Annotated in this window: 25 protein-coding genes; 17 read left to right on the forward strand and 8 right to left on the reverse strand. The window is 66.9% G+C overall.

Translation table 11 applies throughout. The annotated features are described in order from the left end of the window. Positions 1 to 8 precede the first annotated feature (8 nt). Entirely contained in the window at positions 9 to 1,244 is a 1,236-nt protein-coding gene (serB, locus tag J3E61_RS19845; RefSeq protein ID WP_192722405.1) for a phosphoserine phosphatase SerB, read from the forward strand. A 63-nt stretch (positions 1,245 to 1,307) separates the two neighbouring features. Beyond that, on the forward strand, positions 1,308 to 2,237 hold the full coding sequence (locus J3E61_RS19850; protein WP_210084687.1) for a histone deacetylase family protein: 930 nt from the start codon (positions 1,308 to 1,310) through the stop codon (positions 2,235 to 2,237). On the opposite strand, the gene J3E61_RS19855 is transcribed toward J3E61_RS19850, so the two are convergent. After that, complete coding sequence (locus J3E61_RS19855; RefSeq protein WP_210084688.1) at positions 2,234 to 3,679, reverse strand: PLP-dependent aminotransferase family protein; 1,446 nt, start codon at positions 3,677 to 3,679, stop codon at positions 2,234 to 2,236. The two genes, J3E61_RS19850 and J3E61_RS19855, sit on opposite strands and share 4 nt — an antisense overlap. 11 nt (positions 3,680 to 3,690) lie before the next feature. On the opposite strand from J3E61_RS19855, the gene J3E61_RS19860 reads away from it, so the two are divergent. From J3E61_RS19860 to J3E61_RS19900, 9 genes are all read left to right on the forward strand, one after another. Then, positions 3,691 to 3,894, forward strand: coding sequence for a hypothetical protein (locus J3E61_RS19860; protein ID WP_210084689.1), 204 nt, complete (start codon positions 3,691 to 3,693; stop codon positions 3,892 to 3,894). After that, positions 3,887 to 4,582 (forward strand): hypothetical protein, encoded by a 696-nt coding sequence (locus J3E61_RS19865; RefSeq protein WP_210084690.1) that lies wholly within the window; start codon positions 3,887 to 3,889, stop codon positions 4,580 to 4,582. The genes J3E61_RS19860 and J3E61_RS19865 overlap by 8 nt, the downstream gene beginning before the upstream one ends. Then, the gene (locus J3E61_RS19870) at positions 4,533 to 5,186 is read left to right on the forward strand and encodes a nucleoside/nucleotide kinase family protein (protein ID WP_210084691.1); all 654 of its coding nucleotides are present in this window, start codon (positions 4,533 to 4,535) and stop codon (positions 5,184 to 5,186) included. Before J3E61_RS19865 ends, J3E61_RS19870 begins: the two co-directional genes overlap by 50 nt. Then, on the forward strand, positions 5,171 to 6,064 hold the full coding sequence (locus tag J3E61_RS19875) for an ABC transporter ATP-binding protein (RefSeq protein WP_210084692.1): 894 nt from the start codon (positions 5,171 to 5,173) through the stop codon (positions 6,062 to 6,064). The genes J3E61_RS19870 and J3E61_RS19875 overlap by 16 nt, the downstream gene beginning before the upstream one ends. Then, positions 6,057 to 6,881, forward strand: coding sequence for an NUDIX hydrolase (locus tag J3E61_RS19880; protein ID WP_210084693.1), 825 nt, complete (start codon positions 6,057 to 6,059; stop codon positions 6,879 to 6,881). Before J3E61_RS19875 ends, J3E61_RS19880 begins: the two co-directional genes overlap by 8 nt. Further along, complete coding sequence (locus J3E61_RS19885) at positions 6,878 to 7,525, forward strand: enoyl-CoA hydratase (RefSeq protein WP_210084694.1); 648 nt, start codon at positions 6,878 to 6,880, stop codon at positions 7,523 to 7,525. The genes J3E61_RS19880 and J3E61_RS19885 overlap by 4 nt, the downstream gene beginning before the upstream one ends. A gap of 11 nt (positions 7,526 to 7,536) precedes the next feature. Further along, positions 7,537 to 8,505 (forward strand): class I SAM-dependent methyltransferase, encoded by a 969-nt coding sequence (locus J3E61_RS19890; protein WP_210084695.1) that lies wholly within the window; start codon positions 7,537 to 7,539, stop codon positions 8,503 to 8,505. Then, the gene (locus J3E61_RS19895) at positions 8,439 to 9,659 is read left to right on the forward strand and encodes a class I SAM-dependent methyltransferase (protein ID WP_210084696.1); all 1,221 of its coding nucleotides are present in this window, start codon (positions 8,439 to 8,441) and stop codon (positions 9,657 to 9,659) included. The genes J3E61_RS19890 and J3E61_RS19895 overlap by 67 nt, the downstream gene beginning before the upstream one ends. Before the next feature lie 95 nt (positions 9,660 to 9,754). After that, positions 9,755 to 10,438, forward strand: coding sequence for a DUF3298 domain-containing protein (locus J3E61_RS19900; RefSeq protein WP_210084697.1), 684 nt, complete (start codon positions 9,755 to 9,757; stop codon positions 10,436 to 10,438). Positions 10,439 to 10,441: 3 nt separating this feature from the next. On the opposite strand, the gene J3E61_RS19905 is transcribed toward J3E61_RS19900, so the two are convergent. Then, complete coding sequence (locus J3E61_RS19905) at positions 10,442 to 11,737, reverse strand: PQQ-like beta-propeller repeat protein (protein WP_210085629.1); 1,296 nt, start codon at positions 11,735 to 11,737, stop codon at positions 10,442 to 10,444. An 81-nt stretch (positions 11,738 to 11,818) separates the two neighbouring features. Here J3E61_RS19905 and J3E61_RS19910 point away from each other — a divergent pair, with 81 nt between their 5' ends. Next, positions 11,819 to 12,556: an acyltransferase gene (locus tag J3E61_RS19910; protein ID WP_192721313.1), complete on the forward strand. Its 738-nt coding sequence runs from the start codon at positions 11,819 to 11,821 to the stop codon at positions 12,554 to 12,556. 180 nt (positions 12,557 to 12,736) lie between these two features. Here the strand turns inward: J3E61_RS19910 and J3E61_RS19915 are convergent, their stop codons facing one another. The 3 genes from J3E61_RS19915 to J3E61_RS19925 all read right to left on the reverse strand — a co-directional run bounded on the left by J3E61_RS19915 (position 12,737) and on the right by J3E61_RS19925 (position 14,712). Further along, positions 12,737 to 13,504: a winged helix-turn-helix transcriptional regulator gene (locus J3E61_RS19915; RefSeq protein ID WP_210084698.1), complete on the reverse strand. Its 768-nt coding sequence runs from the start codon at positions 13,502 to 13,504 to the stop codon at positions 12,737 to 12,739. Positions 13,505 to 13,612: 108 nt separating this feature from the next. Continuing rightward, a complete protein-coding gene (locus J3E61_RS19920; protein WP_210084699.1) occupies positions 13,613 to 13,984 on the reverse strand; it encodes a J domain-containing protein in 372 nt (123 codons plus the stop codon). A gap of 308 nt (positions 13,985 to 14,292) precedes the next feature. After that, positions 14,293 to 14,712, reverse strand: a complete 420-nt coding sequence (locus J3E61_RS19925; RefSeq protein ID WP_210085630.1) for an Hsp20 family protein — start codon at positions 14,710 to 14,712, stop codon at positions 14,293 to 14,295. A gap of 101 nt (positions 14,713 to 14,813) precedes the next feature. On the opposite strand from J3E61_RS19925, the gene J3E61_RS19930 reads away from it, so the two are divergent. Beyond that, positions 14,814 to 15,218 carry a MerR family transcriptional regulator gene (locus J3E61_RS19930; RefSeq protein ID WP_192721310.1) on the forward strand — a complete coding sequence of 135 codons (405 nt, stop codon included), beginning with the start codon at positions 14,814 to 14,816 and terminating at the stop codon, positions 15,216 to 15,218. A gap of 11 nt (positions 15,219 to 15,229) precedes the next feature. Here J3E61_RS19930 and J3E61_RS19935 read toward each other — a convergent pair whose 3' ends face one another. The 3 genes from J3E61_RS19935 to J3E61_RS19945 all read right to left on the reverse strand — a co-directional run bounded on the left by J3E61_RS19935 (position 15,230) and on the right by J3E61_RS19945 (position 18,856). Next, on the reverse strand, positions 15,230 to 16,471 hold the full coding sequence (locus J3E61_RS19935; protein ID WP_210084700.1) for a glycosyltransferase family 4 protein: 1,242 nt from the start codon (positions 16,469 to 16,471) through the stop codon (positions 15,230 to 15,232). Positions 16,472 to 16,544: 73 nt separating this feature from the next. Next, entirely contained in the window at positions 16,545 to 18,068 is a 1,524-nt protein-coding gene (locus J3E61_RS19940) for a glycoside hydrolase family 57 protein (RefSeq protein WP_210084701.1), read from the reverse strand. After that, positions 18,065 to 18,856, reverse strand: coding sequence for a class I SAM-dependent methyltransferase (locus J3E61_RS19945; protein WP_210084702.1), 792 nt, complete (start codon positions 18,854 to 18,856; stop codon positions 18,065 to 18,067). The genes J3E61_RS19940 and J3E61_RS19945 overlap by 4 nt, the downstream gene beginning before the upstream one ends. A gap of 198 nt (positions 18,857 to 19,054) precedes the next feature. On the opposite strand from J3E61_RS19945, the gene J3E61_RS19950 reads away from it, so the two are divergent. From J3E61_RS19950 to J3E61_RS19965, 4 genes are all read left to right on the forward strand, one after another. After that, positions 19,055 to 19,855 (forward strand): electron transfer flavoprotein subunit beta/FixA family protein, encoded by an 801-nt coding sequence (locus J3E61_RS19950; protein WP_192721306.1) that lies wholly within the window; start codon positions 19,055 to 19,057, stop codon positions 19,853 to 19,855. Positions 19,856 to 19,900: 45 nt separating this feature from the next. After that, positions 19,901 to 20,857: an electron transfer flavoprotein subunit alpha/FixB family protein gene (locus J3E61_RS19955; RefSeq protein ID WP_210084703.1), complete on the forward strand. Its 957-nt coding sequence runs from the start codon at positions 19,901 to 19,903 to the stop codon at positions 20,855 to 20,857. A 127-nt stretch (positions 20,858 to 20,984) separates the two neighbouring features. Beyond that, positions 20,985 to 21,386 (forward strand): cupin domain-containing protein, encoded by a 402-nt coding sequence (locus tag J3E61_RS19960; RefSeq protein ID WP_192721304.1) that lies wholly within the window; start codon positions 20,985 to 20,987, stop codon positions 21,384 to 21,386. Then, positions 21,383 to 22,036, forward strand: coding sequence for a nitroreductase (locus tag J3E61_RS19965; RefSeq protein ID WP_210084704.1), 654 nt, complete (start codon positions 21,383 to 21,385; stop codon positions 22,034 to 22,036). The genes J3E61_RS19960 and J3E61_RS19965 overlap by 4 nt, the downstream gene beginning before the upstream one ends. Positions 22,037 to 22,043 lie beyond the last annotated feature (7 nt).

A 22,043-nucleotide genomic window follows, 5' to 3' on the forward strand; every position in this document is an offset into this window, starting at 1 on the left:
CGGTGAGCATGTCAAAGGTGTCGGTGCTGATCACCGTCACCGGACACGATCAACCGGGTGTCACTTCGGCGTTGTTCGAGGTGCTGTCGCGGCACAAGGTCGAACTCCTCAATGTCGAACAGGTCGTCATCCGCGGCCGTCTGACGCTGGGCGTCCTCGTGGTCGGCCCGCAAGACGTGGCGGGCGGTTCGCAGCTGCGCCGCGAGGTGGAGGACGCCATCCACGGCATCGGCCTGCTCGACGTGACGATCGAGCGCAGTGACGGGCTGCCCGTGATGCGCGAGCCGTCGACGCACACCATCGTCGTGCTGGGCCGGCCGATCACGGCCGAGTCGTTCGGCGTGGTGGCCCGCGAACTGGCGGCGCTCGGCGTCAACATCGACTTCATCCGTGGCGTCTCCGACTACCCCGTAACAGGTTTGGAGTTGCGGGTGTCGGTGCCGCGGAACGGCGTGTACGAACGACTGCAGGCCGCGATGGCGAAGGTGGCCGTCGACGAGAGCGTCGACATCGCGCTGGAGGACTACAGCCTGTCGCGACGGGCCAAGCGGCTCATCGTCTTTGACGTCGACTCGACGCTGATCCAGGGTGAGGTCATCGAGATGCTGGCCGCCCGGGCGGGGGCGGAGGCCGCCGTCGCCGCGGTCACTGAAGCGGCGATGCGCGGCGAACTGGACTTCGCGGAGTCGTTGCACCGCAGGGTCGCGACACTGGAAGGCCTGCCCGCCGAGGTGCTCGACGATGTCGCCGAACAGATCGAATTGACGCCGGGCGCGCGCACCACGCTGCGCACCTTGCGTCGACTGGGGTACCACTGCGGCATCGTGTCCGGCGGCTTCCGTCAGGTCATCGACCCGCTCGCGCACGAGCTGAAGATGGACTTCGTCGCCGCCAACGAACTCGAGATCGTCGACGGGAAGCTGACCGGCAGGGTGATCGGCCCCGTGATCGACCGTGCGGGAAAAGCCAAGGCGCTGAGGAACTTCGCCGCTCAGGCCGGCGTACCGATGGAACAAACGGTGGCCGTCGGGGACGGTGCCAATGACATCGATATGCTCTCCGCCGCGGGCCTGGGGGTGGCGTTCAACGCCAAGCCCGCGCTGCGCGAAGTAGCCGACGCATCCCTGAGCCATCCGTACCTGGACACGGTGCTGTTCCTGCTCGGTATCACGCGTGGTGAGATCGAAGCCGCCGACTCGCGCGACGGGGTAGTGCGCCGGGTCGAGATCCCTGAAGACGACTAAAACCTGCGATTGGCTGTCGGTATGCGCTAGGCTTTGCATACAGTATTCGACGAGGGAATTTCCATGGCCACCCTGCTTCTGCACCATTCGTGCTTCGCCAATCATCAGACCGCACACGGCCATCCGGAGCGGCCGGACCGCTACCGGGTGGTGGAGTCGGTGCTCGGGCGGCCCGAGTTCGATCCGCTGATGCGCGAGGAGGCCGAGCTGGCCGATCTCGACACAGCGCGCTACGTGCACAGCAACCGCTACGTCGACGGACTGGAATCCGTGCGCCCGGACGCCGGCTACGTCTACCTCGACGGCGGCGACACCATGATGGAGCCGTCAACATGGGAAGTCGTGCTGCGTGGCGTCGGAGCGACGGTGCAAGCCGTCGACAAGGTGTGCAGCGGCGAAGTGCAGAACGCGTTCGTCGCATGCCGTCCGCCGGGTCACCACGCGGAAACCGAACGGGCCATGGGGTTTTGCCTCTTCAACAACATCAGCATCGGTGCTCGACATGCACAGCGTCACCACGGCCTGGAGCGGGTGGCGATAGTCGACTTCGACGTGCACCACGGCAACGGCACTCAGGAGATCTTCTACTCCGACCCCAGCGTGCTCTACGCCTCAACGCATCAGATGCCGTTGTTCCCCGGCACCGGGGCAGTCCGCGAAACCGGGGTGGGCAACATCTTCAACTCGCCGCTTGCCGCGGGCGATGGTGGCGCCGAACTCCGCGAAGCCTTCGAGGACAGGATCCTGCCTGCGCTCGATGCGTTCAGTCCGGAGTTGATCATCGTCTCCGCGGGCTTCGATGCGCACGAGCGCGATCCGCTCGGGTCGTTGCAAATGACGGCCGATGATTTCGCGTGGGTGACCCGCGCGCTGATGGAGTCGGCCGAGAAGAACTGCGACGGTCGGCTGGTGGCGGTGCTCGAAGGCGGTTATGACCTTGTCGGCCTTGCGGATTCGGTCAGCGCCCATGTCGGCGAACTGATGAAGGGCTAGACGACCAGCGCGGTCGGCTCGGGCGCCGCCGTACCCGTGACGCTGTGCCAGGCGCGGGCCAGTAGCTCGACCGCCTCCTCCAGCCGCTCGTCGGGCAGCGTGTACGGCACCCGGATGAACCGCTCCAGCGTGCCGTCGACGCCGAAGCGCGGCCCCGGCGGGATGATCAGCCCCAGCCGCGATGCCGCTGCCGACAACGCCGAACTGGTTGGCGCGGGCAACCGAACCCACAATGACATTCCGCCGTGGCTTTCACTGGCCGACCAGTCCGGAAGGTGTTCGTGCAGCAGCCTTCTCAGTAGCTCGCGGCGATGACGCAGGATATCGCGGCGCTCGGCCAGGAGCTCGTCGGCCTTGCTGAACACGCGCGCCGCGGCAAGCTGTTCGACGATTGCAGTGCCCATGTCGATCGAGGGCCGTACCGCGGCGATGGTCGCCAGTGTGCTGCGCTCGGCGCGGATCCAGCCGATGCGCAGGCCGCCCCAGAACGACTTCGACACCGACCCGATGGTCAACACCAGATCGCGCCGCGACGACATGAATGCCGCCATGGGCGCGGGCACCGGCCGGTCGAGCCACATGTCGGCGATCGTCTCGTCAATGATTGTGCGAGTGCGGGTTTCGGCGATGATGGTGCCAAGGCGTCGACGGCCCGCCTCGGAAAGAGTCATGCCGGTCGGGTTGTGATTGTCCACGACCAGGTATGCCAGGCTGGGTGAAAGTTGACGGACCGCCGCGTCGATCGCGTCGAGTTCCCAACCGTCGTCGACCATCGCCACGGGGACAGGCCGGGCCCCGCTGGTGGTGATCGCGGACAACGCGCCGTGGTAGGTCGGCTGCTCGACCAGGACGCGGTCACCGGGTTGGGTGTAGGTGGCCAGGATCAACCCGATCGCGTGCAGTGCACCCGTCGTCACCATGATCTCGTCCGGCTCAGTGGGTAATCCTCTTGCGCAATATCTTTCGGCGATCGCCTCACGCAATGGCGCGACGCCGACCAGTTCGACCCCGATGTCGTGCAGGTACGGCATCACGTCGCGCGCCGCGTCGGAGAACGCGTCCATCATCGGGCCAACCGGCGCGGCCAGCGTTGCCTCGGCCAGGCTTGCGGTGGCTGCAGCTTGTGCCGCGACGGGCGTGCTGCCGGAGACGGGCAGCGCGGTGGTGCTGCGCGCGCCGCGGCGCGCATTGAGGTAGCCGTCCTCGCGCAACTGCGTGTAGGCGGCGGTGACGGTCGTGCGCGAGACACGCAGCGAATCGGCGAGCGCCCGCTCGCTTGGCAGTCGGGCGCCGACGGGCAGTCGCCCGTCGACGATCAGCATCCGGATGCCGTCGGCCAGCCCCAGGTATGCGGGTCCGCTACGACTGGACGTGCGCCAGTTACCGAGCTCGCGGGCCAGTAGGTCCTCATCGAGCGCTCTGGCTCCCATTTCAATCGACATTACAGGCCAGTATGCGCCAACTGGATATTGAGAAGCAAGCCAGTCGGTCGGATTATCGAGTCATGAGCATGAATTGGACATCCAAAGTGGCCCGGCCGCTGGCTCGGTTCTTCCAACCGGCGGAGGCCATCCCTGCCGAGTTCCTCGACCGCGACGCCGAACGCATCCGCCGGGAATTAGAACTGATCCGGATCCGCTTTCCCCACCATGCGTAAAGCCACTCTGCGCGGCCTGGCTCTGCTGGTCGGGCTGTGCGGTTATGGCTTCTCGATGGCGGTGATGGTGCGGGCCGGGCTCGGCCTGGATCCGTGGGACGTGTTCCACCAAGGCCTCAGCCGGCACACCGGCATGACCATCGGTGTCGCATCTGCTGTGGTCGGTGTCGCGGTGCTGTTGGCATGGATCCCACTGCGAAACCGGCCGGGCATCGGCACCATCGCCAACGTCATCGTCATCGCGGTCACCGTCGACGCCGGGCTGTGGCTGCTGCCGACGCCGACGGCACTTCCGCTACGCATCGCGATGATGGTGGGCGCAGTCGTGCTCAACGCGTTCAGCACTGTCCTCTACATCGGCGCCGCGCTCGGGCCAGGACCGCGCGACGGCCTGATGACCGGATTGGTTGTGCGCACCGGCCTTTCGGTGCGCCTGGTCCGCACGTCGATCGAGGCCACCGTGCTCGCCGTCGGCTGGCTCCTCGGCGGGACCGTCGGCGTCGGCACCGTGCTGTACGCGTTCGGCATCGGCCCGCTGGTGCAAATGTTCGTGCGCATCACGCCAAGGCGCGTGCTCGCTGTCAGCGGCTGGGCTTCCGTCGCCGAGGCCAGCGACTTGGGCGCGCAATACTCAGCAGATGGCGATAGCGGATCTGCTGGCTCGCGACGCGATCGCGCTGGCGTCTGATTCGGCGCGCGCGGTCCTCGGCATCGCGGGCAGCCCCGGTGCCGGGAAGTCGACGCTCGTCGAGGAGCTTCTCGACCGCATCCGCGCAATCAAGGGCGACGACTGGGTCGCACACATCCCGATGGACGGCTTCCACTTGGCCGACGCCCAGCTCGACCGCATCGGCGCCCGTGGCCGCAAAGGCGCGCCTGACACGTTCGACGTGGCCGGCTATGCGCATCTGCTCGAGCGGGTAAGGCGCGAAATCGACGCCCCGGTGTACGTGCCGGGGTTCGACCGCACGCTGGAACAGCCGCTGGCGGCCGCGCTCGTCGTGCTGCCGTCGGCACGGCTGGTCGTCACCGAGGGCAACTATCTGCTGCTCGACGATCCGCAGTGGGTGCGGGCGCGCCGGGCCATGGACGCCGTCTGGTTCGTCGCGAGCGAGGAGGCCACGCGGGTGGAGCGCCTCGTCGCGCGTCACATCGAGTTCGGAAAGTCGCCCCAGCAGGCCCGCGCCTGGGTAGCGACCACCGACCAACCCAACTCGGAATTGGTGGCAGGCACGGCAGGCAGGGCCGATCGCGTCATCGTCAACGGCGCCGCAGGATGGGGCCTCGGGTAAGCGACCCCCGTCGAGTACGGCACGATGGTCGGGTGGCCGACGCCGAAGCAGATGCAGCCGACCCCGACCTGCTGATCGACTTCGCCAAAGTTTCTATGCGACGTGGCGGCCAGACCCTGGTCGGGCCCGTCACCTGGGCGGTCGAGCTCGACGAACGCTGGGTGGTCATCGGCCCGAACGGCGCAGGCAAGACGTCGCTGCTGCGGATCGCGGCCGCCCTGGAGCATCCGTCGTCTGGGACGGCGTACGTGCTGGGCGAGCGCCTCGGCCGCGTCGACATGTCGGAGCTGCGCTCGCGGGTCGGCCTCTCCAGCTCGGCGCTTTCGCAGCGGGTGCCCGACGGCGAGTTGGTGCGCGACCTCGTCGTCTCCGCCGGCTACGCGGTGCTGGGCCGCTGGCGCGAGTCCTACGAAGACGTCGACTACATCCAGGCGATCGACATGCTCGAAAGCGTGGGCGCCGAACATCTGGCCGACCGCACCTACGGCACGCTGTCCGAAGGTGAGCGCAAGCGGGTGCTGATCGCCCGGTCGATGATGACCGATCCCGAACTGCTGCTGCTCGACGAGCCCGCCGCCGGACTCGACCTCGGTGGGCGCGAGGAGCTACTGGCGCGGCTCGAGGATCTGGCAGGCGATCCCGACTCTCCGGCGCTGGTGCTGGTGACCCACCATGTTGAGGAGATCCCGCGCGGGTTCTCGCACTGCATGATCCTTTCTGAGGGCAAGGTCGTGGCTTCCGGGCTGCTGACGGACACGCTGACGTCCGAGAATCTGTCGAAGGCGTTTGGGCAGTCCATCGCCCTCGAGGTGGTCGACGGACGCTACTTCGCCCGTCGCACGCGAAGCAGGGCCGCGCACAGGAGGCGAAATGACTGACCATCCATTGGTGCCTCGGCCTGCGGCGACGGTGATGCTGGTGCGCGACAAGGGCCCGGGCATCGAAATCTTTCTGATGCGGCGCCACTCCGCGATGGAGTTCGTGGCGGGCGTGATGGTGTTCCCCGGCGGCGGGGTCGACGACCGCGACCGCAACGCCGACATCGCGTGGTTCGGCCCGCAGCCCGGCTGGTGGGCCGAGCGGTTCGGCGTCGCACCGGATCTCGCCGAGGCGTTGGTGTGCGCCGCCGCGCGCGAGACGTTCGAAGAGTCCGGTGTGTTGTTCGCCGGACCAGCCGACGACCCGGACGGCATCGTCGGCGACGCGTCGATTTACCGCGACCAGCGCGCGGCGCTGGAAGACCGCTCGCTGTCGTTCGGGGAGTTCCTGCAGCGGGAGAAGCTGGTGTTGCGCGCGGATCTGTTGCGGCCGTGGGCGAATTGGGTGACGCCGAAGGAAGAGCAGACCCGCCGCTACGACACCTATTTCTTTGTCGGGGCGTTGCCGGAAGGACAGCGCGCCGACGGGGACAACACCGAAACCGACCGCGCGTTCTGGACCACGCCGCAGGCCGCACTTGACGAATTCGCCGACGGCAAGACGTTCCTGCTGCCGCCGACCTGGACGCAGTTGGACTCGCTGAACGGCCGCACCGTTGCCGAAGTGCTTGCGGTGCAACGTCAGATCGTCGCCGTTGAGCCGCACCTGGCCGCCAACAAGGACACCGGCAACTGGGAGATCGAGTTCTTCAACAGCGACCGCTACAACGCTGCGCGCAACCGTCGCGCACCCCAGGGCTACGTCGAGAAGTCATGAACGAATTCGTCTCCATCCACACCAGCGATGACCAGCCCGGCATCGCGACGCTGCTGCTGTCCCGACCGCCCAGCAATGGCCTGACCCGTCAGCTTTATCGTGAAATCACCTCTGCTGCAAGCGATCTCAGTCGGCGAGACGACATCCACGCCGTCATCGTGTTCGGCGGCCACGAGATCTTCTCCGCCGGAGACGATATGCATGAGCTGAGCACATTGAACGTCTCCGAGGCCGAGGTCGCCGCGGGGGTGTGTCGTGATGCCGTCGACGCGTTGGCCGCTGTCCCCAAGCCGACCGTGGCAGCCATCACCGGCTACGCGCTCGGCGGCGGGCTGAACCTGGCGCTGGCGGCGGACTGGCGGGTGGCCGGCGACAACGTGAAGTTCGGCGCGACAGAGATCCTGGCAGGGCGGGTGCCGCAGGGTGGCACTGCCCGGCTGGCCCGCGCGGCCGGTGAGAGCAAGGCCAAGGATCTGGTTTTCACCGGGCGGTTCGTCGACGCCAAGGAGGCACTCGCGCTCGGCCTGATCGACGAGATGGTGGCGCCTGACGGGGTCTATGACGCCGCGGTGGCCTGGGCCAAGCGCTTCTTGAACCACTCACCGCAGACACTGGCTGCCGCCAAGGCAACCTTCGACGTTTAGGCTGCCCTGTTATGACGAGTACCGACCCCAAGCCGAACCCGCATGCTACTGCGGAAGAGGTAGAGGCGGCCCGCCACGACTCCAAGCTCGCGCAGGTGCTCTACCACGACTGGGAAGCCGAGAGCTACGACGAGAAGTGGTCGATCAGCTACGACAAGCGCTGCGTCGACTACGCCCGCGATCTGTTCGACGCGACCGTGCCCGCCGGCGAGCTGCGCGAGTTGCCCTACGACCGGGCGCTCGAGCTGGGCTGCGGTAGTGGATTCTTCCTGCTGAACCTGATTCAGGCCGGCGTTGCGCGGCGCGGCTCGGTGACCGACCTGTCGCCGGGCATGGTGAAGGTGGCCACGCGCAATGGCGAGAATTTGGGCCTGGAGATCGACGGCCGCGTCGCCGATGCCGAGGGCATCCCGTACGAGGACAACACCTTCGACCTCGTGGTCGGGCACGCGGTGCTGCACCACATCCCCGATGTCGAGCTGTCACTGCGCGAGGTCGTGCGGGTGCTCAAGCCGGGCGGCCGCTTCGTGTTCGCCGGCGAGCCGACGAACGCGGGGGAGAACTACGCACGCCCGTTGTCGACGCTGACCTGGCGGGCGGTGACGAACGTGACCAAGCTCCCGGGGCTGGGCGGTTGGCGCCGTCCGCAAGCCGAGCTCGACGAGTCCTCGCGCGCCGCAGCGCTGGAGGCGATCGTCGATCTGCACACCTTCAATCCCGGCGATCTGGAGCGGATGGCCCGCAATGCCGGGGCGGTTGAGGTGTCGACCGCCACGACCGAGTTCACCGCGGCAATGCTCGGCTGGCCGCTGCGCACGCTCGAAGCCGCTGTGCCGCCCGGCCGATTGGGTTGGGGCTACGCCAAATTCGCGTTCCACAGCTGGATCACGCTGAGCTGGGTCGACCACAACCTGTGGCGCCGCGTGGTGCCGAAGAGCTGGTACTACAACGTCATGGTGACCGGGGTCAAGCCGTCGTAGCGTTTGATATCGAAACCGTCGCTTACCTGCACTCCGACGCGGGCGCACGGGATCTCAGCGAGGTCAACGAGTTTCGGCTCACCGAAGCGTCGCGGCTTGCCGACATTGCCGCGGTGCGTGAGCGATTCGGTGACCGTGCCGCCGTCCTGGTGGAGACCACACTGTTGCGGCGAAGGGCCGCAGCCAAGTTCGCCGACGCCTCGCGGTGGCTGTTCACCGATGAGGCGCTGCAGCAGGCGACCGCCGAACAGGTCGCCGTGCATAGGGCGCGGCGGTTGGCCGGGCTGACCGTGCACGATGCGACGTGTTCGATCGGTACCGAGCTTGCCGTGCTTCGGGATTCGGCGTCCTATGTTGTCGGCAGCGATATCGATCCCGTGCGACTGGCGATGGCCGCGCACAATGTTCCTGGCGTCGACCTGTGTCGCGCCGACGCGCTGCGGCCGGTCACTCGCGACGCGGTCGTTCTCGTCGATCCGGCCAGGCGCAGCGGGGGACGGCGGCGCTTCAACCCGGCTGACTACACCCCAGCTCTTGACGCCCTGCTCGAGGTGTACCAGGACCGCGATCTGGTCGTAAAGTGCGCTCCAGGAATCGCTTTCGACGAGTTGTCGCGGCTTGGTTTTCGCGGCGAGATCGAGGTCACCTCGCTGGCCGGCAGTGTGCGCGAGGCCTGTCTGTGGTCGGGCGGTCTCGGTGAAGTCACCCGCAGGGCGACGATGCTCGACACCGGCGAAGTCGTCACCGACGCCGATCCGGACGACTGCCCAGTGGCGCCCACAGGGCGGTGGATCGTCGACCCCGACGGCGCTGTGGTGCGCGCAGGCCTGGTGCGGCATTACGCCACCAGGCACGGGTTGTGGCAGCTCGATCCCGAGATCGCCTACCTCTCGGGGGATCGGCTGCCCGACAACGTGCGTGGGTTCGAAGTTGTCGAGGAGCTCAGCTTCAGCGAACGGCGACTGCGCCAAGCGCTTTCGGCCCGTGATGTCGGCGCCGTGGAGATCCTGGTTCGCGGAGTCGACGTCGACCCCGACGCGTTGCGGACCCGGCTGCGGCTGCGCGGAACGCAACCGGTCTCGGTCGTCATCACCCGCATCGGATCCGGGGCGGCAAGCCGGGCAACGGCATTCATCTGTCGCCCGTCCCGATGATTTCGTGCTCCGCGCATGCTCGGTGAAAACGCCACGTACCCTGGAATCAATGCGCCGGTGCCGAAGCCGGTGCCGGCTCGCGAGGACGTCCGACGATGCGCATTCTCAGGGTGGCTGCGATTCTCGTGGCCGGTCTGCTGGCCTGCTCGGCGCCTGCCGCGGCGCAGTCGGCCTGTGTCGATCTGAACGGCACCGTCGGGCCTGACGGCATCTGCACGGTCCACAGCGCGAACTCCACCTACACGATGGACCTCACGTTCCCCAACGACTATCCCGACCAGCAGGCGCTGACGGCCTATCTGACGCAGGCCCGCGACGGCTTCGTCAACGTCTCGGAGATGCCTGGGTCATACAACCTGCCGTACGAACTCGACGCCAAGGGAACCGGATACCGCTCCGGCCCGCCGACGGGCGGTACGCAGAGCGTGGTGCTCACCATGTGGCAGAACGTCGGCGGTGCGCACCCGCAGACGTGGTACAAGTCGTTCAATTGGGACGTCGGCAAGAAGGCGCCGATCACGTTCGACACGTTGTTCAAGCCCGGCACCAAGCCGCTCGACGTGATCTTTCCTGCCGTCGAGCAGTACCTGCAGAAGCAGCAGGGTTTGATGGACGGCATCCCGCCCGCGATCGGCCTCGATGCGGCCAAGTACCAGAACTTCGCGTTGACAGACGATTCGCTGCTGTTCTTCTTCGGCCAGGGCGAGCTGTTCCCGGAGTCGGCGGGTCCTGTTGAGGCGACAGTGCCGCGCGCGACGGTCGCGGCGCTGTTGGCCTAATACCTACTCGGGCGCGAACCCGTACACCTGACCGTCGCTCGTCGCGGTGACGACGCGGCGGTCGTGGCCGACGGAAACTCCGACCGGCCAGCCCGTCGCCTGCGGCAGCGGATAGTTGTTCACCGTGTGGCCGTCGTTCGGATCGAACGCCAGTAGCGCCTGACCGTTCTCGCCGTCCTTGGCGACGGTGTAGGCGATGCCGTCGCCTGCCCGGCTGGTCGTGGCCAGTGGGGCGACGTCGTCACGGGTCCACAGCACATCGGCGTGATCGCCCTTGTCGCGGACCGCGATCAGCTTGGCGCCCGGCCCGCCGCCTGCCACGATCAAGCCGTCGGGCGTCACGGACGGCGGCGTCTGCGCCAGATAATCAAGCGGCACCGACCATTTCGGCTTGCCGTCCGCCGAGTTGACTGCCCACAGACGTTGGTCACGGCCGTTGACGTAGACGGTCGACCCGTCGGCGGACAGCACAGGACTGGAGATCGGGCCCTGCCCAACCGCGTCGGTTGTCCACTCGCGGGTGATGGTGGGGGGATCGCCCGCACGGTAACGAAGACCGACCAGCGTCGGCGCGGGCGCGTCGGGTTGCCATACGTTCACGACGACGATTCCGTTGGCAGATGAGAACGCGGGCGCCGCGGCCACCGGACAACCCCGCCGGGCGGGTTGGCAATCGGCGAGCCCCCGATTGGAGTCGGTCGGATTGACACCGCTGACCAGATCCAGCGTGCCGAGGACGCGACCGTTGTGGGCTTCGAACACCAGCACCTGCCCGAGGTGTGTCACCACGAGCAGCTGACCCGGCTCGAGAATCCTTGGCGTGGTGGGCATTCCGATCACCGGCTGACGCCATCGAATCCACTGGGTGGGCGGGAACGACAGCATCGCGCCGGGCTGGCCGATGTAGAGGTTGTCGAAACCGTCAAAAAGCGGACTGGACAGGGGGCTTCCGGTTCCCGGCACCTGCCACAGTCGGGTGCACCAGCGCTGTCTGGCCTTGTTGTCGGTCTCCCACACCATCAGTGAGCATCCGCCCGCCGACTGTGCGTTGATCGCCAGGTAGCTGCCCGACCCGAGCGCCACCTGGGCGGCCAGGTTGCCCTTCACCGAACGTCGCCACTCGAGTCGCAGGGCGCCGGCACCGCCGACCGTCGTGTAGCTGCTGTTGGCCGCGTTGCCGTACTGAGCGGGCCAGCCGTCCGCCGCGTGCGCCTCGACCCAGGAATCGGTGGTGCCACACCCGGCAAGTACACCCGTGATCAGCGCCGTTGACGTGAGCACGATCAATCGCCGGAACACTGGATCCTTTCCCATTCCTACCGTTCGGTCCACGTGAGGGTAACCGTTGACGGTACGAGCGCTCGCGTAGGCTTTCCGGCCATGACGACGATGTGGGGCGCGCCGCTACACAAGCGGTGGCGGGGGTCCCGGCTGCGTGATCCGCGCCAGGCCAACTTTCTGACCCTCGCTTCGTTGAAGTGGGTGATCGCGAACAAGGCGTACACGCCGTGGTATCTGGTGCGCTACTGGCGCCTGCTGAAGTTCAAGTTAGCCAACCCGCACGTCATCACCCGCGGCATGGTGTTCCTCGGCAAGGGTGTCGAAATCCAGTGCACGCCTGAGCTGGCGACGATGGAGATCGGTCGCTGGGTGCACATCGGCGACAAGAACACGATCCGCTGTCACGAGGGCTCGCTGCGGTTCGGCGACAAGGTCGTGCTCGGCCGCGACAACGTCATCAACACCTACCTCGACATCGAGCTTGGTGATTCGGTGCTGATGGCGGACTGGGTCTATGTCTGCGACTTCGACCACAAGATGGACGACATCAACGTGCCCATCAAGGACCAGGGCATCATCAAGGGCCCGGTCCGGATCGGGCCGGACACCTGGATCGCCACCAAGGTCACGATCCTGCGCAACACGACGATCGGCCGCGGCTGCGTGCTGGGTTCGCACGCGGTGGTCAAGGGCGACATCCCCGATTTCTCGATCGCCGTCGGAGCGCCGGCGAAGGTCGTCAAGAACCGGCAGCTGGCGTGGGAGACGTCGGCGGCCCAACGCGCGGAATTGGCCGCGGCGCTCGCCGACATCGAGCGCAAGAAGGCCTCCCGCTAAGCCCTACTCCCGCGAGCGTGCGCGTTTGTACGTCGACACGCCGCGAAACTTGAGCATTCCCTGCACGCTCGCTGTGAACCGAACGTGGCGATCCCGCCCACCAATGGCATGCGGCTACCTGCAGATCGCTCTCATGGTTGGGGTCGTTGCGGTCGCCGCGATTCTCGTCGCGCTGGGCGCTCAGTAGCCGGCCCAGTCGATGTCGAACGCGTCGGCAAGAGCAGTACGCCCTTGATCGGTGACGGTGAGCGCGCGTCCACGTGGCACTCGCTTCACCCAACCTGCGGACAGGAACCGATCCAGCACCGCGCGGCCGAGCCCGCCGCCGAGGTGGTGCCGCTGCTCGGTCCAGTCCACGCAGTAGCGCACCAGTGGCCTTTTGCCCGTTGGCATTTCGACGCCGATGCCGGCCAGGAAATCGCGGCCGACGTCGGTCAGTTCGTAGTGCAGATCGCGGCCCGGCTTGCTGAGGGCATCGTGGCCGTCGCGAGACGGGTCGTAGCGCCCGTCGCCGCCGACGAGCGCCTCGCGGTCAAGCAGGCTGCCCATGACGGCCACCCCGAGACGGCCGGCGACATGGTCGTAGCAGGTGCGGGCCGAGCGCAGCCGCGCCGCACGGGTGCCTTCGCGCAATGATCGCACCGGCCGTGACGGCGCGAGGCGTCCCAACTGCTCCAGCAGCTCGCCGACCTCCGGGCCGGACAGCCGGTAGTAGCGGTGCCTGCCATGCGTTTCGACCGTCAGCAGGCCGGCGTTGGTCAGTTTGTTGAGGTGGCTACTGGCCGTCGGCCTGCTGATGCCCGCTTCGTCGGCGAGCACGCTCGCAGGCAGGGCTCGTCCGTCGTCGAGGGCGAGCAGTACCTTGCACCGTGCCGGGTCGGCCAGCAGTGACGCAACCGCGGCGATGTCGGCGTCACCGCCGGTCGGCAACTCGGCAGCGTTACGCATGGCGGTCCTCCTGCTTCATTTCGCGTCCCACACCTCGAAGGTAGGCCTGGAATGATTCGACGCGCATCGAACTTTCTGCGGCCCGCAGCAGCATCGAGGGAGTTGAGCTCACGGATGCCGGCGCACCGGCCCGGCCCACAGTGGGCGCTCGGCACGCGGCGGCTGGTCGGCGTGGCGATGGGTAACCGGAATCTGGACTGGGCCAACAGAATTCGTGCGCGGACGCACCGGGGGATTCGATTCGCGCGGTCGTGGCGGGGGAGGCTCGGTGGCGGCGCGATCGTATTCGGCGCGGCGGGCCGGGTCGCGCAGTTGAGCGTAGGCGGCCAAGACTTCTCGCAGCTCGGCATCCCCGACCCCTGCTGAACGAGTGTCGGGATGAAGCGACCGCAACTTGGCGCGAAAGGCGTGCGTGATCTCGGCCGGTGTGGCCGTGCGTGTCACGCCCAACACAGCGTAGGGATTGGAACGCTCGATCATCGACAGTCTCCCCGCCGGGATTGATCCGCCTGCATGCCACCGGGCCCGCCGCCGATGGGGAATCCCGGCGGCGGGCGGACCCGGGCTGCGCAGTGACATCACGCACGACCCATTCACCACGTGCCACTGCCGGTGGCGGTGCGCGCGCAGGTCGAGGACGCGACACTGCGTCTGCGCGAATGCACAGTGATTGGTGTGTTGGACGGTGCGCGAGTCACTGCCCGCTTGTGCTCATCGCCGATAGCATCACCTCCCTTGCGGGACAGCACCTTTCGATAAGCTCCTGCTTGGACGCGCGGCCGTTGCGGTCAGGCGTTGATAGATCTCTTCTCGTCGCTACCGGCAATCTTGATGCGGCGCGGTTTGGCTTTCTCGGCGACCGGGATGGATAGCCGGAGCACCCCGTTGTGGTAGCTGGCCTGGATCCGGTCGGCGTCGAGGTTGTCGCCCAGGAACAACTGGCGACTGAACACCCCGCGTGGGCGCTCCGCGGACACCATCTCCCGGTCCTGATTCAGCGCCGGGCGCTCGGCATGCACGGTCAACACGTTGCGTTCGACGTCGAGATTCAGCGAGTCTTCGGTCACACCAGGCAGGTCGAACTCGACGATGAACTCGTCACCCTCGCGCCAGGCATCCATCGGCATCACCGCGGGGCGGGCGGCGGTACCTAACACCTGCTGGGTCCAGCGGTCGAGATCGCGGAACGGATCGGTGCGCATCAACATCATCTCCACCTCCCTTGAATCCCAGAGATCATCTATGTGATCTGGTATAGATTTGTATATAGCACTGGTGCTAGGTTCGTGCAAGAACAGATTTCGACCGAATGGATAGCCAGTTGAGTCAGCAATCGGGCGCCCGATCTCGGCGCGGGGTCTACAGCATCTCGGTGGCCGCGGAGTTGTCCGGCATCCCGGTGCAGTCACTGCGGCTCTACGAGCAACGCGGACTGATCACCCCCGCCCGGACGGCCGGGGGCACCCGCCGCTACAGCGACGACGACCTGATTCGCCTGCAGCGGATCGCCGAATTGCTTTCCGATGGAGTCAACGTGGCCGGCATTGCCCAGATCCTGCACCTCCAAGATCGCAACACCCAACTCGAAACGCACAACACCGAGTTGAGAACGGCCAACAGTCAGCTGAAGACCGACAACGCCGCGCTCGCCTCCGCCGACGGTCGTGCCAAAGGCGGCAAGGGCCGATCACAAGCGAAGAAAAGGCAACGCTAGACGTCTGACCGTCAGCGGTCAGGCAGTGGGTGCTCGACGATGACGCGACGCCGGTGCGGTTCGCGTTCGCGGCGCTTGGCGGTGAGATATACCTGCGCGGTTTCGTCGGCGACGGTGTGCCAGTCGAAGTCGGACGTGAGGCGCTCACGGGCAGCGATCGCTCGTTGTTGGGCAGCGTCGGGATCGTCGAGCACCGCGCGCACGGCCGTGGCCAGACCCGCCACATCGCGCGGGGCATACGACATTCCGGTCTGACCGTTGATCACAGCTTCGCCAAGGCCGCCGACATTGGACGTGACGAGCGGGACGCCGGTGGCCGCCGCCTCGAGCGCGACGATGCCGAACGGCTCATAGTGGCTGGGCAGCACGCACGCGTCGGCGGTGTGCAGCAGCTTCACGAGCTCGTCGTGGTCGAGTCGGCCGACAAACGTTGCGGCCTTGAGCACCTTGTACTTTCGCGCCTGCTCGACGAGCCAGTCGAGCTGTGTGCCGTCACCTGCGACAGTCAGCGTCGTGCCGGGGTGTGCGCGCCTGATGCGGGGGAGTGCCGCGATCGCGTCGTGTATGCCCTTCTCGTACTCGAGCCGACCCAGGTACATCAGCTGCGCGGGCCCGGTGCGGGGTCGGCGTCGCGCGAACGGCCACAGTGCCGCATCGATCCCGTTTCGGATGACGCGGGTCTCGACGAGGCCGGGCCCGAAGAGCTCGGTGATCTCGTCGCTCATCGAGTGCGAACACGTGATGAGCGAATCGGATTCGTGAACGAGCCAGGATTCGACGGCATGCACCTGGCGGCTGATCGGACCCGCAACCCAGCCCGAGTGCCTGCCGGCCTCAGTGGCGTGGATCGTGGAAACCAATGGGACGTCGAAGTATTCGGCTAGCGCGATCGCCGGGTGCGCGACGAGCCAATCGTGGGCATGTACGACGTCGGGGCGCCATGCTCGGCCGCGGCGGTCCTTGATGGCGAGGCCCGCGCGAACCATGGAGTGGCCCATGGCAAGGGTCCACGCCATCATGTCGGCGCCGAAGTCGAATTCGTGCGGGTCTTGCGCGGCGGCGATAACTCGTACGCCCTCGGCGATTTCGTCGGTCGACGGGTGCGTGCTCGGGTCTGTGCCGCTGGGTCTGCGGTTGAGAACCACGACCTCGTGTCCGGCCGCGGCCAGCGCCGTCGCCAAGTTGTAGACGTGCCTGCCGAGTCCGCCGACCACCACCGGCGGGTACTCCCACGACACCATCAGTACTTTCATGCGCGAGCGACCCCAACATGCCAACAATTCGCGGCGTGTCGTGTACAGACACGGACGCTCGCGGGAAGAAGCTTCACCTCGGTAACCGCCTCGCGTCGAGCGCGCCGAACAGGCCGTCGGCGCGGTTCCACCCCTCGGCGAGGCGCCCAGCGTGCTCGCTGCGGCCTGACGCGAGCGCGTCGGCGATCTCGCGGGTGGCGTGGGCGTGTAAATGTGCGCGGTAGCGCGCGTAGTCGGCGGCGGAGTCCTTGCTGACCATGAACGGCCAGTCGCTGGAGACGGTGAGCAGCGTTTCGCGCAGGATCTGGTCGGCGACGAAGTTGCGGGCGGGCGGTGCGTCGGTCTCACCGAGTGCCTTGTCCACTGTGGTCAGCGCGGTGTCGACGACCTCGGCGTTCAACTGCACCAGATCGGCGACCTGCTCGCCGGCCCATACCTGCCAGTCCTTGCCGGAACCCCAAGAGCTGGGCGGCAATTCGACGGGCGCGCCAACGAATCCGTCGGCGACCGCGTCGGACAGCGTCCCCACTCGCACCCCGGCCGCAGGCAGCGCACGCAATACGCGCTCCAGCCACAGCGGGCCCTCATACCACCAATGCCCGAACAGTTCGGTGTCGAACGCCGCCACCACATGCGCCGGTCTGCCGATGCGTTCTGACTCGCTGACAAGGCGATCGCGCACCATCCCGACGAAGTCCTCGACGTGCGCGTCGACCGCCCGGTCCGCGCGTTGGGGGTCATAGGGCGCCTTGGCATCCGAGGGCACGTTGCGGCCCGTCACGCGGGCCGGCTTGAGGCCGGTGACGTGATCGTAGGTGTGGAAGTCGCGATACGCGGCGTGCCCGGGGTAGCCCGACTTCGGAGACCACACGCGGTAGCTGACCTGTAGATCGCGCCCGAATGCGACGACGTCCGAATCGGCGACCGGCCGGCCAAGCGCGGTGTCGCCGTGCAACGACGGCCCGTCGACCATGAAGTGGCCGACACCTGCTGCGGCGTAATCGATTTCCATGCCGGGCGCATACGCACACTCGGGTGCCCAGATGCCCCTCGGCGTGTGGGCGAACCGCTGGCCTGCGTCTGCGAGGCCCTCGCGTAATGCGAACTCGCGCAGCCGCGGACTGAGCAGCGGCTGGAACGGATGCGACAACGGTCCGCCGAGCAGTTCGATGGTCTCTGCGTCGATCAGCCCGCGCAGCAGTGGGCTGCCGCCGTGGCGCCACAGCGTCGCGAAGTCGTCGAGGGCGCGCTCGGCTTCTGTCTGCTCGCGAATCCCGAACGCACCCATCGGCTCAGGCAGCGTCGTGGCTTCCAGTGCCCGCAACCGCCAGTTCGCCAGCCAGTGATGCATGCCGGACAGGCAGTACGGATCGTCAAGCTGTGCCGTCACCACCGGCGTCATGCCAAGCGTCACAACGTGCTTGCGGTCTTCGTCGGCCAGCGTGCGCAGCACCCGCAGCAACGGCAGATAGGCCGCCGACCACGACTGGTAGAGCCATTCCTCGCCGACCGGCCAGCGGCCATGATGGGCCAGCCACGGCAGGTGGGTGTGCAGCACGAGGGTGAACAGCCCGGGAACCGGGTCCGACTGAGTCACGGCCGCACCGCGATTGCGACCAAGTCCAAACTGGCGTCGATGTCGGCCGTGTCGTTGAGGTCGAAGTCGTCGGTGGTCACCGAGGCGACGTCGGCGAGCAGGTCCTCGGGCCAGGGGGCGTCGGCCACCGCGCGAGCGATCTGGGCGTCGATGATCGATCCGCCGTGCCGCGCATCGAGTTCGGCCAACCGTGGACCATGAAAGACCCCGAGCATCGACTCGAGCGAAAAGCCCGCTGCCGTCAGCAATTCGGTGAGCTCCGCAGCGTTCAGTTCACGGGTGTGGAACGGATTGATCGGAGTGTCGCGCCCGGGAGAGAAGGTGATCCGGTTCGGCGTCGACATCAGCAGTACACCGCCGGGCCGCAGCACCCGCAAGCACTCGGCCACGAATTGCCCTTGGTCCCACAGGTGTTCGATCACCTGGAAGTTCACGACGACATCGACGGTGCCGTCCGCCAGTGGCAGCTCGGCCAAATTGCCGTGCAACATCTCCACCCGCGGATACCGCGCCCGCACGTGGGCCACGGCGGACTCGTCGTAGTCCAGCCCGATCACCCGGCGCGCCACAGCGGCGATCAGGTCAGCGCCGTAGCCTTCGCCGCATCCGGCCTCGAGCACGTCGCGACCGGCGCAACGATCGGCCAGTCGCTCATAGACGACCTCATGGCGGCGGAACCAGTAGTTCTCCTCCGCCAGCCCGGGGATGGTGCGTTCGCCGGTCAGGGGCAACGCGGCACCCTCGTCGGGGCACCCAAGGGGACCGTTGCTAACGAATGAGGCGCTCATTGCAAGGCAGGCTAACGCGGATCGGCCCGATGGCGAACGGTTCGCCGACTACGGGCTGCTAGAACGCAAACTTCGACCAGCTATGGTGTTCCTGCGAACCGCCATAAGTTACCGGCGAGTAACATGGTGGTGGTTGCTTCAAGCGTGGTAATGCAGGCCGGCTCGCCCGGCCTCTGCTGAGGAGGACGAACCAGACTCATGACGAACATCGTGGTCCTGATCAAACAGGTCCCTGACACGTGGTCGGAGCGCAAGCTGACCGACGGCGATTTCACTCTCGACCGTGAGGCGGCCGACGCCGTGCTCGACGAGATCAACGAGCGCGCCGTCGAGGAGGCGCTGTTGATCAAGGAGAAGGAAGCCGCCAATGGCGGTGAGAGCACTGTGACAGTGCTCACAGCCGGACCGGAGCGGGCGACCGAGGCCATCCGCAAGGCGCTGTCGATGGGTGCCGACAAGGCCGTGCACCTGCTCGACGACGGCATGCACGGCTCGGACATGATCCAAACCGGTTGGGCGTTGGCCCGCGCGCTGGGCACCATCGAGGGCACCGAACTGGTGATCGCGGGCAACGAGGCCACCGACGGCGTCGGCGGCGCGGTTCCCGCGGTGATCGCCGAGTACCTGGGCCTGCCGCAGTTGACGCACCTGCGCAAGGTGTCGGTCGAGGACGGCAAGGTGACCGGCGAGCGCGAGACCGATGACGGTGTGTTCACCGTTGAGGCGCCGCTACCTGCGGTGGTTTCGGTCAACGAGAAGATCAACGAGCCCCGCTTCCCGTCCTTCAAGGGCATCATGGCCGCCAAGAAGAAGGAAGTGACGACGCTGACGCTGGCCGAGATCGGTGTCGAGGCCGACGAGGTCGGCGTCGCCAATGCCGGTTCCAAGGTCACCGCGTCGACCCCGAAGCCGCCGAAGACGGCCGGCGAGAAGGTCACCGACGAGGGCGACGGCGGCACGAAGGTCGCCGAGTACCTGGTTGCTCAAAAGATCATCTAGCCGATAACCCATTAGCCGATAGACCCAGAAAGACTTTGAAGACATATGGCTGAAGTACTTGTGCTCGTTGAGCACGCCGAGGGCGCGGTGAAGAAGATCACCGCCGAATTGATCACCGCCGCGCGCAAGTTGGGCGAGCCGTCCGCCGTTGTGGTGGGCAAGCCGGGCACCGCTGCGGCGCTGACCGACGCGTTGAAGGAGGCCGGCGCCGCCACGATCTACGTCGCCGAATCCGATGACGCCGAGAACTACCTGATCACCCCTTACGTCGACGTGCTGGCCGCGCTGGTCGAGTCGGCCACTCCGGCTGGTGTGCTGCTGGCCGCCAGCGCCGACGGCAAGGAGATCGGGGGCCGGCTGGCCGCCCGAATCGGCTCCGGCATCTTGACCGACGTCGTCGACGTCCGCGAAGGGCCGGTCGGCGTCCACAGCATCTTCGGTGGCGCGTTCACCGTCGAGGCCGAGACCACCGGCGACACCCCGGTGATCACGGTCCGTCCGGGTGCGATCGAGGCCGAGCCCGCAGCGGGCGCCGGTGAGGTGGTCAACGTCGACGTGCCCGCGCAGGCCGAGAATGCGACCAAGATCACCAAGCGTGAGCCCGCGGTCGCAGGCGACCGTCCGGAGCTCACCGAGGCCACCGTCGTGGTTTCCGGTGGTCGTGGCGTCGGCAGCGCCGAGAACTTCAGCGTGGTGGAGGAATTGGCCGACTCGCTCGGTGCCGCCGTCGGTGCCTCGCGTGCGGCCGTCGACTCCGGCTACTACCCGGGCCAGTTCCAGGTGGGCCAGACCGGCAAGACCGTGTCGCCGCAGCTGTACATCGCGCTGGGCATCTCCGGCGCGATCCAGCACCGCGCAGGCATGCAGACGTCGAAGACGATCATCGCGGTGAACAAGGACGAAGAGGCGCCGATCTTCGAGATCGCCGACCTCGGCATCGTCGGCGACCTGTTCAAGGTCGCACCGCAGCTGACCGAAGCGGTCAAGGCCCGCAAGGGTTAATCGCCGCCGCGCGAAGCCCCCGGACACCACGGTGTTCGGGGGCTTTTGCGTGCAGCGGCATCGGGGTCGGCGAAGACTACGGACTTTCAAGGGTTCGGCCACGGGCCGTGACCGCGAGTCTGAACGTATGACTGATACCGCTGATCTGATGAAGGCCATCACGACGATCCAGACCGTCACGCCCCCGTTCATTCCCACCGACGCCGAGGTGATGACGTCGATCATCGAGTGGCCTGCCGGTAGCGCGGGAGCGCCGCCGCACCGCCACCCCGGCGGCCCGTCATTCGGCTACGTGCTGGAGGGCGAGATGCTGTTCGAGCTGGAAGGCGAAGCGCCGCGGGTGATCAAGGCCGGTGAAGCCTTCTGGGAGCCAGGCGGCGACGTAATCCACTATTCGGACGCCAACAACCGTTCAGATGTCCCGCTGCGGTTCCTCGTCACGATGGTGTGCACGCCGGGCGTGCCGATGCTCGTGGTGGTCGACGAGGAAGAACTCCAAGCGCGCAAAGACCGGCGGGTGCCGCGATGACTGAGTTCGATGACGTTGTCAGGCAACGTAATTCGACGCGCATGTTTCTGCGCGACAAGCCCGTTCCGCGCGAACTCATCGAGGAAGCCGTCGAGCTGGCGATGCGGGCACCGTCGAACTCCAACATCCAGCCGTGGCGCTTGTTCATCGCCTCGGGGCCGCGCCGGGACCGGCTGGTCGAGGCGCTTCTGGAGGAGGCCTCCGTCGACCTGCCGGTCACTACGGGCATTCCGGAGACGTTCCTGCCGCTTCGGCAAGAGCTCGGCGGCCTGGTTTACGGGTCCATGGGCATCGCACGTCATGACAAGGACGGCAGGCGGCTGGCGCAGCTGCGCAACTGGGAGTTCTTCCGCGCGCCCGTCGGCGCCGTGGTGTGCATGCACCGCGACCTCGGGCTGGTCGACAGCCTCGGCGTCGGCATGTTCCTGCAGACGCTGGTGCTTGCGTTGACCGAACGCGGCCTCGGCACCTGCGTGCAGGTGTCGATCGCGGCGTATCCCGAGATCCTGCGCGCCCAACTGGGCATCCCGGATGACCTGACCGTGCTCTGCGGACTGGCGATCGGCTACCCGGACCCCGCGTTCGCAGGCAATAGTCTCTTCACCCCACGCAATCCGGTCGAGACGAACGTGGTCTTCCTCGATAGCTGACAGCGGG

The sequence above is a fragment of the Mycobacterium sp. OAE908 genome, assembly GCF_017872775.1.
In the GTDB taxonomy this organism is placed as follows: domain Bacteria; phylum Actinomycetota; class Actinomycetes; order Mycobacteriales; family Mycobacteriaceae; genus Mycobacterium.

What these genes read in the sequence shown, in the direction of transcription:
- serB (WP_192722405.1), top strand. Translation starts at nt 9, where the DNA reads ATGTCAAAGGTGTCGGTGCTGATCACCGTCACCGGACACGATCAACCG.
- J3E61_RS19850 (WP_210084687.1), top strand. Translation starts at nt 1,308, where the DNA reads ATGGCCACCCTGCTTCTGCACCATTCGTGCTTCGCCAATCATCAGACC.
- J3E61_RS19855 (WP_210084688.1), bottom strand. Translation starts at nt 3,679, where the DNA reads ATGTCGATTGAAATGGGAGCCAGAGCGCTCGATGAGGACCTACTGGCC.
- J3E61_RS19860 (WP_210084689.1), top strand. Translation starts at nt 3,691, where the DNA reads ATGCGCCAACTGGATATTGAGAAGCAAGCCAGTCGGTCGGATTATCGA.
- J3E61_RS19865 (WP_210084690.1), top strand. Translation starts at nt 3,887, where the DNA reads ATGCGTAAAGCCACTCTGCGCGGCCTGGCTCTGCTGGTCGGGCTGTGC.
- J3E61_RS19870 (WP_210084691.1), top strand. Translation starts at nt 4,533, where the DNA reads ATGGCGATAGCGGATCTGCTGGCTCGCGACGCGATCGCGCTGGCGTCT.
- J3E61_RS19875 (WP_210084692.1), top strand. Translation starts at nt 5,171, where the DNA reads ATGGGGCCTCGGGTAAGCGACCCCCGTCGAGTACGGCACGATGGTCGG.
- J3E61_RS19880 (WP_210084693.1), top strand. Translation starts at nt 6,057, where the DNA reads ATGACTGACCATCCATTGGTGCCTCGGCCTGCGGCGACGGTGATGCTG.
- J3E61_RS19885 (WP_210084694.1), top strand. Translation starts at nt 6,878, where the DNA reads ATGAACGAATTCGTCTCCATCCACACCAGCGATGACCAGCCCGGCATC.
- J3E61_RS19890 (WP_210084695.1), top strand. Translation starts at nt 7,537, where the DNA reads ATGACGAGTACCGACCCCAAGCCGAACCCGCATGCTACTGCGGAAGAG.
- J3E61_RS19900 (WP_210084697.1), top strand. Translation starts at nt 9,755, where the DNA reads ATGCGCATTCTCAGGGTGGCTGCGATTCTCGTGGCCGGTCTGCTGGCC.
- J3E61_RS19910 (WP_192721313.1), top strand. Translation starts at nt 11,819, where the DNA reads ATGACGACGATGTGGGGCGCGCCGCTACACAAGCGGTGGCGGGGGTCC.
- J3E61_RS19915 (WP_210084698.1), bottom strand. Translation starts at nt 13,504, where the DNA reads ATGCGTAACGCTGCCGAGTTGCCGACCGGCGGTGACGCCGACATCGCC.
- J3E61_RS19920 (WP_210084699.1), bottom strand. Translation starts at nt 13,984, where the DNA reads ATGATCGAGCGTTCCAATCCCTACGCTGTGTTGGGCGTGACACGCACG.
- J3E61_RS19925 (WP_210085630.1), bottom strand. Translation starts at nt 14,712, where the DNA reads ATGTTGATGCGCACCGATCCGTTCCGCGATCTCGACCGCTGGACCCAG.
- J3E61_RS19930 (WP_192721310.1), top strand. Translation starts at nt 14,814, where the DNA reads ATGGATAGCCAGTTGAGTCAGCAATCGGGCGCCCGATCTCGGCGCGGG.
- J3E61_RS19935 (WP_210084700.1), bottom strand. Translation starts at nt 16,471, where the DNA reads ATGAAAGTACTGATGGTGTCGTGGGAGTACCCGCCGGTGGTGGTCGGC.
- J3E61_RS19945 (WP_210084702.1), bottom strand. Translation starts at nt 18,856, where the DNA reads ATGAGCGCCTCATTCGTTAGCAACGGTCCCCTTGGGTGCCCCGACGAG.
- J3E61_RS19950 (WP_192721306.1), top strand. Translation starts at nt 19,055, where the DNA reads ATGACGAACATCGTGGTCCTGATCAAACAGGTCCCTGACACGTGGTCG.
- J3E61_RS19955 (WP_210084703.1), top strand. Translation starts at nt 19,901, where the DNA reads ATGGCTGAAGTACTTGTGCTCGTTGAGCACGCCGAGGGCGCGGTGAAG.
- J3E61_RS19960 (WP_192721304.1), top strand. Translation starts at nt 20,985, where the DNA reads ATGACTGATACCGCTGATCTGATGAAGGCCATCACGACGATCCAGACC.
- J3E61_RS19965 (WP_210084704.1), top strand. Translation starts at nt 21,383, where the DNA reads ATGACTGAGTTCGATGACGTTGTCAGGCAACGTAATTCGACGCGCATG.